Here is a 12,896-nt window from a genome sequence, read left to right as displayed (position 1 = left end):
TTTAACAGGGACTAAATTAAATGCTTTTCACCAATTTTCTTCTGCCTAGAGTGACAAACTAGGGATATTAGCATCCTTGCCAATTTCGACGGAACAAGAGCTATTAGCACCTTCTAGGACAGCATGAATGTATATTGAAAAAATCAAATACTTTTATGTGATGAAATTAGGGTTGCCCTTGCACTCTCAATCATGCTCCTATTCCCAAATTCGCTGTAAATTCAAGGTAAATCCAGGTAAGACATCCTCGCCAGATAAGGTTTGAGGAAATTTCAAAACCTCCATTTCTTTACCAGGCCGATAAATTTCTACTTCTTGTTTTTTGCGTTTAATTAGCCAACCAAGACGACAGCCATTATCGATATATTCCTGCATTTTTTCTTGAGTCTTGCTAAGGCTATCGCTTGGTGAAAGAATTTCAATTACAAAGTCGGGACAAAGGGGTATAAATTTCTCTCTTTGTTCGGGAGTTAAAGCTTCCCAACGAGATTTTTCTACCCAAGAGGCATCGGGGGAACGATTGGCTTTATTTGGTAGAGTAAAACCTGTAGATGAGTCGAAGACTTCGCCGAGTTGGGTGTGTTCGTTCCATATTGCCAATGGTACAATCGCTTTAACATTACTTCTACCTGTTTCTCCTCCTGTTGGCGGCATAACTATTAATTCTCCTTTGGCGTTTCGTTCTAGTTTTAAATCGGAGTTTTCTTGGCAAAGTTGAAAAAACTGTTCTTCGGTAAGTTTGATGATGGGGTTGAGGTCGAGGGTGATTTGAGTCATGGCAGTTGTGAGAAGCTAGGTTGTCTGGCCAATAGATTCATTTTATACCAATTAAAAAAATCCAGTTACAACCCTGGTGTTGGGTTGAGGAATAAAATCTAACCTAATTTCGGGATCGTAGATAGGACTAAAAAACCCGGTTTCTTAAAGAAGCCGGGTTTTTGTTAGTTAATTAATCAGAAGTTTTGCTATGATGCAACCTAATTCCCAGAAAAATGTCGTATATAAAACTCCAAAAGTCCTTTTTACCTCCTAGTATTCCTAGTGTTTGAGGCGATCCTTTCTCATCTAAAAGAGGTTTGACTGCTTCATAAGCTGGCTTGTAATTATACCAAGGAATGGAAGGCCACAAATGATGAATTAGGTGATAGTTTTGTCCTAAAATTAAGATGTTCAAAATTGGACTGGGGTAAACTCTAGCATTCTTCCAGCGATCGCGTTCCTGAAACGGACGGTGCGGTAAATAATCAAAAAATAACCCCAAAGCCAAACCTACTACTAAGGCAGGGGAAAACCAAAAATTCAGGACGTAACCTAAATGGTCGTATTGAATCGCAATATAAACTATTGCCGCTACAAATAAACGGCTGAAAAACCATTCCCACAGCTCAAATTTGCGCCACAGGCGACGTTTAAAGAAGAAAATCTCGTGGTAAAAAAATCTAGCAGCAATTAGCCACAGAGGGCCACCAGTGGAAACAAAATGATCGGGATCGTTATCTGGGTCATTAACATGAGCGTGATGCTGGATATGCACCCGCGTAAATACGGGGAAAGCGAAGCCCAACATCAAGGCGCTACCATGACCTAAAATAGCGTTAATGATGCGATCGCGATGTGCCGCATTATGAGAAGCGTCGTGTATAACTGTTCCTGCCATGTGTAAGGCAAGCACGTTCAGACAAAAACAGCACCAATCGGGCCAATGCCAACACCAATAACCCACATTAGAAATGCCCAGGATGGCTACTGCGCTCAAAAACAGCAGCAGCGTTGGATTAAAATCACCCGGAGGGCTCAGAAACTCTTTAGGTACTGTCAGTGACCGCCGGGGCTCCGACATTGTTGTTTGTACTCCTTAATATTTCATCCTTGGGTAGTATAGGATACAAACCCCCAACAGTAAAGTTTTTTGACACTCCCACCCCGCTCAGGGGATGGAATTCTTGAGAGCTAAATGCTATTACAGATAAAATAAGTGGGTGCATTGGGATTTTTGTCAAGAGCCGCCTCGGAATTTATTACGCGGCGCGAGAAACCTGAACCGCTACAGCAAACACTTTCGATCGAGGAGAATAATTTTATGCCGTCAAAGCTATTGGCATCGCACCTTTGGAAAATACTGGGTTTGGCAGCAGGGTCAGCACTCCTGACTACTGGCAGTGCTTTGGGATACTCACTCAGTATCAACAATAATTTACCTGTACGGGTAGCTGCGGAACCCTCAGATGCAGATGCAACGACAACTGACCCCCTTGACCCAACTGCTGAGGATGAGTCGCCAACCCCTGACGATGACAGCAAGACAGTTAGCGAACCCCGGTTTACTTGTGAGTTGGATAACGGCAAATCGACGGTAATGTATCATCCTCAAAGCCAACCCAATCAATCTTACCCTTGGGCAATACCCAGCGATCTAGGCGGCGGTTGGTCGTCAGAACGCCGATGCGGTGAGATTAGCAGGCGTTTAGAATCTTACAGACCCGATGGTTTAGATGAACTGCGAACAGGAGTTGAAAACGGTTACAGCGTGATTTGCGTGACCACAGAAAAAAATCCCGATTGTCGGATTGTGCTGACAGTACCCCCAGGGGAAGATCCAAAATTAACGCGCGATCGCGTCTTCCAAAACCTCACCGTCGCCGACAGCGGACAGTCTACCCAAGGTGTCAATACCTTTGTCGATGGGAATACTGGCAGAATCATCGAAAGAGTCTTAGGGATGGATTCACCCAGAAACAGGCGCAATTCTCAGAGTGACAGCATCTACTTGCGACCTTTCCTAGATCGGGCCGACGGCGGTACAGGTACCAGACTGCGAGGCGGTTTGCGGAGTCAACCGGGGCCGCGACTCAATCCCGATAACTTCCGCAACTAGGGCCGATTGGCGATCGCTACTCTTGCATTTAAGAATCAACACCACGATCTTCAAAGTTGGCAGCGCGATCGTCGTCAGAACACTTAATTCCCAAAATTTAGGTATGACAAGCGTTATATCTGGTAAAGTGGCAATGCCCATGCTGCTGCTGACTTTAAAAAATCCTGATTAATTTAGACTTGCGTCAGCGGCATTCTCAATAATGGGATAGCCGAAATAAAAGCCTCTAAGTCATCTGCCCCGTGAATTGATTTCATGCAACTGCAAAATTCCCACCGCCGGACTAAAATTGTCGCCACTATTGGCCCCGCAACCCTGAACCCAAAGGTACTCCGCGATCTCATCGAAGCGGGTGCAACTACTTTGCGCCTCAACTTTTCTCACGGGACTCACGAAGATCACCAGCGAAGTATTCGCCTGATCCGGCAGACATCCTTTGAGCTCAATCAGCCGGTTGGTATTCTCCTAGACCTCCAAGGCCCGAAAATTCGCCTGGGACGCTTTGAAAATGGCTCGATTATCCTTCAAAAGGGCGACCCATTTACTCTCACTAGCCATTTAGTCCCCGGTACTGAGAAAATTTCCTCGATCACCTACGAACCCCTAGCAGATGAAGTGCCGGAGGGAGCATCAATCTTACTTGATGACGGTAAGGTGGAGATGGTAGTGGAGAAAATAGACCGAGTGGCACGGGAATTGTATTGCCGTGTTGTTGTTGGCGGCCCCCTTTCTAATAATAAAGGGGTGAATTTTCCGGGAGTGTATTTGTCAATTAAGGCACTCACTGATAAAGACCGTAAAGATTTGATGTTTGGTCTGGATCAGGGTGTAGACTGGGTGGCACTTTCCTTCGTTCGCAACCCTCAAGATGTACTGGAAATTAAAGAACTAATTGCTTCGGCTGGTAAGCAGGTGCCGGTGATTGCGAAAATTGAAAAGCACGAAGCGATCGAACAAATGGAAGCGATTTTAGCTTTGTGTAATGGTGTGATGGTGGCGCGTGGCGATTTGGGCGTGGAATTGCCAGCCGAGGATGTGCCGATTTTGCAAAAGCGACTGATTGCCAGTGCAAATCGGATGGGCATTCCGGTGATTACTGCAACTCAAATGCTAGATAGCATGGTGAATAATCCTCGCCCGACTCGCGCTGAAATTTCCGACGTGGCGAATGCGATTATTGATGGTACTGATGCGGTGATGCTGTCGAATGAGACGGCCGTTGGCAAGTTTCCAGTGGAAGCTGTGGCGACGATGGCGAGAATTGCGGTACGGATTGAACAGGAAGAGATTACTCGCAATGTCACTGGGGTGGAAGATACGGGCCGGTCGATTCCCAATGGGATTAGTCAAGCGGTGAGCCAAATTGCTGAGCAATTGAGGGCGCAGGCGATTATGACGCTGACGAAGACGGGGGCGACGGCGCGCAATGTGTCCAAGTTTCGGCCGAAAACTCCAATTTTGGCAGTGACTCCCCATGTGGATGTAGCGCGACAGTTGCAGATGGTGTGGGGTGTGAAGCCCTTGTTAGTGCTAGATTTGCCTTCGGCGGGTCAGACTTTTCAATCGGCGATTAGCGTAGCCCAGGAGAAGGGTTTGTTGTCGGATGGGGATTTGGTGGTGATGACGGCGGGTACTCTGCAAGGGGTGGCTGGTTCGACTGATTTGATTAAGGTTGAGGTGGTGACTGCGGTGCTGGGTAGGGGTACTGGCGTGGGTTTGGGAGCGGTAAGCGGGCGGGCACGGGTGGCTTTGTCTGCTGCGGATGTGGGGGATTTCCACAGTGGTGAGATTTTGGTAGTGCGAAATACGAGTGTTGATTTTGTGGAGATGATTCGCAAGGCGGCGGGTGTGGTGACTGAGGAGGCGAGTTTGACTTCTCACGCGGCGATTATTGGTTTGCGTTTAGGCGTACCGGTGATGGTGGGGGTGGAGAATGCAACGCGGGTGATTCGGGACGGTACGATGTTGACTGTGGATATGCAGCGGGGTTTGGTTTATTCGGGGGCGAAGAATTCGACTCCTACTGATGGGGAATTGAAGGTTTAGGGGTGGTTGGGGAAGTTGGCAAGATTCTTTTTTCTTGTCTTCTTCTCTAGTTTTGTGTTACAATTAATAATTGTCTGTGCCGATGTAGCTCAGTGGTAGAGTAACCGATTCGTAATCGGTCGGTCGCGGGTTCAAATCCCGCCATCGGCTTTGGGGATTGTCAGTTAAGCAATTGGTATTTTTCGTCGAGTAATTGGCGGATGCTATGTTAGGTAAAGAATTTTGTGTGCGATCGCATCTGCTAAAGCTACGATTGCAGGTTTGTCCCAACTTAGACTAAGACTAACCAAAATATTAGTTTGACTGGATATACCAGATGATGCGTTCATTTCTTAGGGTCAATTCCTTCGCAAAGGAGGCGATCGCGATCGCTGACATTAGGATTATTCTTTAGATAGTCACGCACGATATCGCAACCTTCTTTTTGTAATCCTTCGAGATCCATTTTCCACAATCTTAATCTACCATCATCACTGCCAGCGGCAAGGTATTTCTGATCGGGACTAAAGCTTACTGAATAAATAGGGCCTACTTCTACATTAATAGTATTCAGCAAAATACCATCCCGATTCCAAATCTTGATAGTATGATCCTTACTACCAGAAGCGATCATTTGACCGTCACGGCTGAAACTTATACTCTGAACTTCTCCTGAATGTCCGTAAAGGTTTTTTAGCAATTTACCCTTTTTATTCCAGAGTTTAATTGTCTGATCTGCACTAGCAGAGGCAATAATTTTACCATCGAGGCTGAAGTTTACATCTGTTACGCTATTTTTATGACCCTCAAGACCATCAAGAGTGTTCAATAGTTCACCATTCTTACTCCAAAGTTTAACTGTCTTGTCAGCACTTGCCGAAGCTAAAGTTTTCCCATCGGGACTAAATCTAACTCTATACACTGAGTCATTATGACCTTTAAGAGTATGTTGTAAATTACCATCTTTACTCCAAAGTTTTATTTCTTTATCAGAACTTGCGGAAGCAATCATCTGACCATCAGGACTAAAAGCTACACCTTGAACATATTTGCTATGACTAGACTGATTACTACAATTTTTTTCTTTAGATTGGATTGAATGGTCTGTTAAAGTTTTGATCAAACGACCATCAGAGTGCCACAATTTTACAGTGCAATCCCAACTAGCAGAGGCAATAATTTTACCATCAGGACTAAAGGCTACTCCTTTAACCTTCTCATTATGGCTAAATTTGGGGCTTTCGCATTTGGAGTCTAGTGCTTTATTCAAATTAGGATCTACCAAATCCTTACATAGACTATTACCATTTATAGCTCTCTGTTTAACAACTTTGGACTCGCTAGCTGAAGCAATAATCTGACTGTCAGGATTAAAACTGATATCCCAGATAGATTGCTCCCCTCCACCAAAAGCCTGCGAAGCTTCTTGTTTGTTCCATAATTTCACTGTATTATCTTTACTAGCCGAAGCAATAATTTTACCATCTGGGCTAAAACTTACGCCCCATAGTCCTTTTTCATGCCCATTAAGAGTTTCTGGTGTAGTGACAGGTTTATTCCAATACCAAAGTATAATCTTTTTATCCCAAGTAGCTGCTGCAATTACCTGGTTATCGGGACTAAAACTTACCCCTCTAACAAAATCTTCAGACTTTTTGAGACAACTAATGGCAACACCATTTCTTTTTTCTTTTACTCCGTTCTCACAAATCCTTTTTACCTCTTTTTCCTCTAGCTTAAAATTTAGATCTTTGATCCAATCTATGGACTTACTTTCTTTACGCCAGAGTTTAATAGTACCATCACGACCTCCTGTAGCTAACATCGTTCCATCATGGCTAAAATCTATACTCCAAACTGCTCTTCCGTCTCCCGTTGGTTTTCTATCATACTCTTTAAGAGTACCCAGTAGTTCTACATTTTTGAATTTGCCATCGTTGCTTCTCCAAAATTTGACAGTGTTGTTACCACCACCAGTGGCGAGGGTTTTGTTATCTTTAAAACTCATGCTTAAAACCCAACCTTGATTAACTTGTTTTGCCGGAATAGTCTTCAATAGTTTGCCATCCAAACTCCAGAATCTAATGGTTTCGTCTTCACTAGATGAAGCAATTATTTGTCCATTGGGAGTGAATTTCAAGGCACGAATAGGGGCGCTATGTCCTTTTATAGTTTTTAGAGAACTTAGATTAACACCATCTTTTTGCCAGAGTTTAATAATTCCATTAGCACTACCTGAAGCAATGATTTTACCATTTGGGCTAAAACTTGCACTCAAAATAGTATCGCTATGCTCCTTTTTAAACTCTTTCAACAAGTAACCCTCTTTAGTCCATAGTTTTATTGTTTTATCCCGACTTGAAGTAAGAATTTGACCATCTGGGCTGAAACTAACACTTCTTACATCATCCTGATGTTTCTCTAGGCGATTAAACTCTCGCACATCATAAACAGCCTGTCTCAAAGTAGTAACAACTCGCATTTGGCTATCACTTGCTGGGAAAAATGCTTGTTTTAACTTCTTTGTAGCTCTCAAGCTTTCTATTAAACCATCCAACTGTTTTGGTTTTATCAATAAGAGTTGTTCGGCAAATTGAGTAAAGGTATTTATCTCTATTTGTTGCCTTTGCCAAAGTGCAAACACTGAGAAACCTAATACAGCACAAACGGCACCACCAATTACACCTGCAATAATACGCTGTTCTAACTTTATTCGGCGTTCCATTTCTTGTTTTTCTTGTTTTTCGCGATCGCGCAGTGCTACACTAGCATCAATAAATTGGTTTTCCTGTTCTTGTAAACCACCAACATTTTTAAAAGCATCGTTACTTCTAAACTCTACAACATGATCTAATCGAGAGCCTTTCAAGAGTTCATCGTTAGCCTGTGACGCATTTTCTAAGCAGATTTTTTGCCACCTTCTGGCTTCACCAGCCAACCAATTCCTCAATATAATTGCTTCTTTTTCTTGCTCAATCCAGCCCTTTAAAACATCCCAAGATAATAGCAAAACTTCATGGGCAATTTCTACAGTTGCAGATTGTTTTAGAGGAGAAGGGTTACTAATTAGTAATTTGGAGCTTAAATTTTCACTACTACTAACCAGCAAATTTGCCTCAATAAATTTTTTGATAGTATTTTTAACTGATTCACCCACAAACTCATGCTGATAAGCTTGTCTACTAACTGTTTTACTGCCTGAATCAGTTTCAATGATATTCACTAATCTTAAAAATATTTGCTTAGTAGCTGTCTTTTCCTCTTCATTGAGGTTTTTATATATGTCGTTTATATGCTTTTGTAGTGCGCCTCTTACGCCTTCTAATTTTTCATAACTTTTTTTAGTTAAGGTGCGTTCTTCAATATTAAGACGACCATCAGCACTAATCGTTTCGCATTCACTTTGCCAAAGCAAATTCAGGGTGTACTGCAATAAAGGAAGGAACCCTTTTTGTCCTTCAACTTCTTTAATAATTTGTTCAACCAATCCTGCTTCAAATACAACTCCATGTTTAGCTGCGGGTTGCTCAATCGCCTGTCGCAATTGCTCCGGGGACATCTCTGTTACTATATGAATATTATTTTGATTTGCAATTTCACCTAAGTCTGGATAATAACTTAATTGCTCTAAAAAATCAGCGCGTATTGCTACAATAATTTTGACACAACTATCGCCTGAATTAGCAGTTTTTACAATACCTGCAATAAAGTTTTGGCATTTTTCTGCGTCTTGATCTGAGGTGAATAGTTGCTCAAATTGATCGACAAAAATCAACCACCGTTCATCTCTTTTCTTTAACGTGCTAATCACTTTAGTCAGTGTATCTGCCTTGGCTTCTAGGGCAATTTCAGACTCTAACTTACTGAAGTTATAATCTTTTTCCTCACTCAGTAAGCACCGATATAGGGAGTCAAATGGATCTTGATTCGGCGTAAAAATGAAGTCATAAAATATTTGATACTCCAAAGATTTTTTTAACTCAGGAACTAACCCAGCCCGCACGACAGAGGATTTACCACTGCCAGAAGCACCTAAAACTAAACTTAAGTTACTGCGATTTACTGCTTCAAATAATCTAGCAATGAGTTTATCTCTACCAAAAAAACGATCTCTATCCTTGAAGTTAAATCTTTTTAGCCCTTGATAAGGTGAATTCTTATTTAGCTTTCGCTGTGTTACTGCCTCAATGGAAGACTGGATAATCTGAGTCTCGATGATGTTCTGAACTGGTGCAAAGGTCAAGTCACCACGAACGTTAGTATCTTTAATCAGGTTTTCTTGTTCCTGAAATTGGCGATCTGGAGTTGATTGGCCCATGCTAGTAACACCTCTGATGTTTTAGCGATTATAGAGGCACGTTTGGCTGTTGATTCAGCTAAAGCCAGTAATGCCTTTCATCTTTGTTGTAGTGTATATATTGTCTGTTGAGCTCAGCTTTTCTTAACTCTTCTTACCTTCTTGCACTGGCTTAAATTCAAAGTTTCCACCAACAGTTACACCGCTGACTGTGTTGGTTTGAGTTTGAGTAATTATCTCCTGTCCACCTGGTTGTTCTTTAAGTTTGCTGAGTAAATCTTGAGCCAACTTGACAATCTCAGGATCGTCATTAACCTTGGCGTTTTCAACTTCTTCTTGTAAAGTAGCTTTACGACCTTCAGAATCAGGCTTTTTTTCTAGTTGTTCGACTGCATTAACTACGTCACTTTGAGCGCCAAATTTCTTATTTAAGGCAGCTTTGAGAGCTGCATAAGCATCTGCGATCGCATCTTTAGCCACAGGAATAGCAAGACCAGTCACAATCGCGGTAGTAATTGCGTCCATATTTTCTCCCTCTCTGTGAATTTTATAATTTATCTTATTTTTGCCCAGTCATCATTATCTCATGCTTGACGATACCACTGCCCAGTTCTTTAACATCTTTTAACATCTCAGCCTTACACAGATCGCACCAAATTTATCCGCAATTACCAATTACCAATTACCCTCTTTCATTCTTCCTTTTTGCCTCTGTTGCAACTGCTTTCAACTTACTATAAAAGTCAGTATGTTTCACAGGATGAGCCGCAGAATCAACATCTCCTAATTCATTACTACTATCAGATTCCTCAGAATTAGACTCACTTATAGCCTCGCGATCGGAGGCAACTTCTGCACTCTTCTCCGTCCAATTTAAAATAGTAAGTTCACCGCCAGACTTGCTAACTTTTACTCCTTCCTCCTCCTCTTTTACCTGATTCAAAACAGGGGATTGACGGGGCGGTAATTCAGAGGCAGCCGGAGTTTCCCATCCTGGTAAATCTATCTCTTCTTGGGGCTGCGTAGCCTCCTCTTCAACTGTCGAATCCAGCGGAAAACTGCTGCAAACTAAACGTTCAAATTCATGATTGAAATGATAGAGAGGTTGACCGCGCCGCTGCCACATAGCTAATAAGTGTTCAACAGAAACGGTTTTGTAACGCCCTTGATAAAGGGCTTCAACGACTGCTAAACGCAACCAATAGGCCGGGTAAATGGTCAACCATTCACCCACCAATTCCTCAACTGTGTCCCCGCTGATGTCAAAACTGTAGTGAACCAGCAGAGACGCTGCCTGTGCAGATATAGCGGTAACATCTGTCATTGTTAATTGTTAATTGTTAATTGTTAGTTGTTGGTTGTTGGTTGTTGGTTGTTTTTTTCGTTATGTTTTGTTGATTGTTTTTTGGCAGCACTTTCTAAGTAATTTAGGTAAGCGTTTAGCTTCGGTGACAATTCATCAATAATGGGCTTGAGCTTGTTTACTTGTTCATTTGTCAATAGGTGCCGAACATAAGCTCGTCTTAACCAGTGCCTTGTTTCATACAAAGAACCTCTCGCTATTTTTACAAAACGTTGATTGTCCTGAAAACTATATCGACCATTTCCTTCAGCAATATTAGCACCAATACTATCGGCTGCGCGAACAATTTGCTTGCCAACAGTATCTTTAGAAAATTGATTCCATTCTTCTACAATATTCCAGATTTTATCTGCTAATTTTTCCGCAAGTTGATAAACCTGTAATTCTTCAAACTTAGTTCTTTCCACCTTCCCCTCCTAACAACTAACAACCAACAACTAACAACTAACAACTAACAACTAACAATTAACTAATCTGATAGCCGTACACCTCCTTCAACAGTTCGCACACCAGAGAAAGGTTCGGGAGTACCTAGCCAGTTGAAGTCGCTGATCCGAAAGGTAAAGCTGCCGATTTGACGCTGCGGGTTAAAGCGCAAGATCAATCCGTAGGTGCGATGGCTATATTCCAAAGTGTAGTCTGTACTGATAACTTCACTGCTTTCTAAGTTAATCGCTGACTGAAATCCAACTCGGAAACCTCCAAAAACTTGTTGCACGATTCCAAAGGAGAGGATTCTCAAATCCACTAAGCGATCGAATAAATATGGCGATAAGCCATCCCGTGCTACCTGCGTGTAAGTCACGTTAAATGCAGTGTAGTCTAAATATCTGCGAGCGAAATGACCAAATTGCCCTTGGATGCCAATACTACCAGCAAGGGAGTTTTGCGAATCGCCGTTGCTGTAAATGCTGGTAACGCCCCTGACTCCTAACGCCAGTTGCACGAAGGGAACTACTGGCCTAGCTGTGTACCTCAAACCCTGTGTCGGGGTGCGGGGTAAGGGTTGCCCACTCCACAGGTTAAAACCGCGACTGACGGCGATGCTGGCTTGAAAGCGGTTGAGATCGATGCGGTTATTGGGCCGGAATAGGGGGAGTAAATCGGGCCGATCGCTCTCAGCATTGATAAACTGATAGCCTACTTGATAGCTAACATTGATGCCGCTGTCACCCAAAGGAATGACGGGGGAGGCTAAGACTGCGCCGACGCTACTATGGACGCTTTGATATCCCAAACTGCCGTTAAATAAGCGATCGCGAAAGCTGTATTCCCCCGTTAGCGTGTGGTTGCCCACATATTGCCGCAACCGCAAGTTACCCCGAAAGTCCTCTTCGTCGAGATTGGGGAATTGGTCAAAGTTGAGAATTTGCGCTGTCCCTTGCAGTTTTGTCCGCGAGCCCAAGTCGGCACTCAAGCTGGCCCTCATCCCGTAATTGTCTGGGAAAAAAGGGTTGTTATCGTGTTTCTCGATCGCCCTCTGAATGTAAAACTGGGGAGTAACATTCAGTTGCACTGGCCCCCCAGTAAATACATCCAAGGAACATTCAGCATACAATCCACCGCGATCGCCCCCATCGAAGCCAAATGTCCAGCAAGGGCCACTCCGCCTGCGGCTATCAAACACTTGCCGCTGGGGAAATATAGGTATTTTAATCGCTTGGTCAAAAACCAGGCGCGGCTTAGTTGTTACTAATTCTTGTGCAGTAGGCGAAATCTGCCTAATTACCGCCCGTTGGGCTCTGATCTCAAATTCTGGCGGCGAAAACGGATCGTTAGTCAGTCGAATATTAGTCGCTACCCTACTGCCATCGGGTAAAATATCGAGCCTTTCAGCTTCAAACCGCACGCGGTTAACAGTACCGACGACTTGCGGAAAGGTGAAAAATTGCCCTCTCCTACCGCCAATTATAACGTTAGCACCGGGAGTGGCCCTAATTCCGCGCACGGGTTGCTGGCTGAGAATGCGATCGCTGAGGGGTTCGTCTAAAAGCCCGCCAGCACTAATATCTGTGGGCAATGTTGGGGCGAGATCGGAACCTGCGGTGGGGATAAAAATCTCGCCTTTGGCTTGTTCAATCGCGCCTGAGTTTAAACCTAAATTGTATTCCATGCGATCGCCGCGCACGACTTGCTGCCCTCGCCTGTAGGCAACATTACCCTCCGCCACTACTTGCCGTGTCAGTAAGTTAACCACTGCGCGATCGGCATCGATTACACTTTGCTGAAACCTAACAATGACATTACCGATCGCCGTTACTATTTGCTGGCGATCGTCGAATTCTTGTCTATCAGCTTTAATCTCTACCGTATCAATACTACGAGGAACGGGGGGA

The 12,896-nt window shown here is 43.5% G+C and carries 10 protein-coding genes and 1 tRNA gene; 3 read left to right on the top strand and 8 right to left on the bottom strand.

Annotation, left to right across the window (positions count from 1 at the left end):
- Nucleotides 1-198: 198 nt before the first annotated feature.
- Both OSCI_RS04790 and crtR read right to left on the bottom strand, forming a co-directional pair.
- Nucleotides 199-777, bottom strand: coding sequence for a Uma2 family endonuclease (locus OSCI_RS04790; RefSeq protein WP_007353726.1), 579 nt, complete (start codon nucleotides 775-777; stop codon nucleotides 199-201).
- 172 nt (nucleotides 778-949) lie between these two features.
- The gene (gene crtR, locus OSCI_RS04785) at nucleotides 950-1,840 is read right to left on the bottom strand and encodes a beta-carotene hydroxylase (protein WP_007353725.1); all 891 of its coding nucleotides are present in this window, start codon (nucleotides 1,838-1,840) and stop codon (nucleotides 950-952) included.
- 135 nt (nucleotides 1,841-1,975) lie between these two features.
- On the opposite strand from crtR, the gene OSCI_RS04780 reads away from it, so the two are divergent.
- The 3 genes from OSCI_RS04780 to OSCI_RS04770 all read left to right on the top strand — a co-directional run bounded on the left by OSCI_RS04780 (nucleotide 1,976) and on the right by OSCI_RS04770 (nucleotide 5,071).
- Complete coding sequence (locus OSCI_RS04780) at nucleotides 1,976-2,875, top strand: COP23 domain-containing protein (protein WP_007353723.1); 900 nt, start codon at nucleotides 1,976-1,978, stop codon at nucleotides 2,873-2,875.
- A 255-nt stretch (nucleotides 2,876-3,130) separates the two neighbouring features.
- On the top strand, nucleotides 3,131-4,921 hold the full coding sequence (gene pyk / locus OSCI_RS04775; RefSeq protein ID WP_007353722.1) for a pyruvate kinase: 1,791 nt from the start codon (nucleotides 3,131-3,133) through the stop codon (nucleotides 4,919-4,921).
- 78 nt (nucleotides 4,922-4,999) lie between these two features.
- Nucleotides 5,000-5,071: transfer RNA gene (locus tag OSCI_RS04770), tRNA-Thr, on the top strand.
- A gap of 53 nt (nucleotides 5,072-5,124) precedes the next feature.
- Here the strand turns inward: OSCI_RS04770 and OSCI_RS31860 are convergent.
- The 6 genes from OSCI_RS31860 to OSCI_RS04745 all read right to left on the bottom strand — a co-directional run.
- The gene (locus tag OSCI_RS31860; RefSeq protein ID WP_019487118.1) at nucleotides 5,125-5,250 is read right to left on the bottom strand and encodes a hypothetical protein; all 126 of its coding nucleotides are present in this window, start codon (nucleotides 5,248-5,250) and stop codon (nucleotides 5,125-5,127) included.
- Nucleotides 5,247-9,218 carry an AAA family ATPase gene (locus OSCI_RS04765; RefSeq protein ID WP_007353721.1) on the bottom strand — a complete coding sequence of 1,324 codons (3,972 nt, stop codon included), beginning with the start codon at nucleotides 9,216-9,218 and terminating at the stop codon, nucleotides 5,247-5,249. Before OSCI_RS04765 ends, OSCI_RS31860 begins: the two co-directional genes overlap by 4 nt.
- 123 nt (nucleotides 9,219-9,341) lie before the next feature.
- The gene (locus OSCI_RS04760) at nucleotides 9,342-9,722 is read right to left on the bottom strand and encodes a hypothetical protein (RefSeq protein WP_007353720.1); all 381 of its coding nucleotides are present in this window, start codon (nucleotides 9,720-9,722) and stop codon (nucleotides 9,342-9,344) included.
- Between the two features lie 157 nt (nucleotides 9,723-9,879).
- Nucleotides 9,880-10,521 (bottom strand): hypothetical protein, encoded by a 642-nt coding sequence (locus OSCI_RS04755; protein WP_007353719.1) that lies wholly within the window; start codon nucleotides 10,519-10,521, stop codon nucleotides 9,880-9,882.
- Nucleotides 10,522-10,544: 23 nt separating this feature from the next.
- Nucleotides 10,545-10,967: a four helix bundle protein gene (locus OSCI_RS04750; RefSeq protein ID WP_007353718.1), complete on the bottom strand. Its 423-nt coding sequence runs from the start codon at nucleotides 10,965-10,967 to the stop codon at nucleotides 10,545-10,547.
- Between the two features lie 62 nt (nucleotides 10,968-11,029).
- Nucleotides 11,030-12,896 (bottom strand): DUF3769 domain-containing protein (locus OSCI_RS04745; protein ID WP_039961743.1); only part of this gene is annotated, 1,867 nt, incomplete at its 5' end.

This window comes from Kamptonema sp. PCC 6506, assembly GCF_000180455.1.
In the GTDB taxonomy this organism is placed as follows: Bacteria; Cyanobacteriota; Cyanobacteriia; order Cyanobacteriales; family Microcoleaceae; genus Kamptonema; species Kamptonema formosum.
This window is presented reverse-complemented; position numbering and strand designations above follow the sequence as displayed.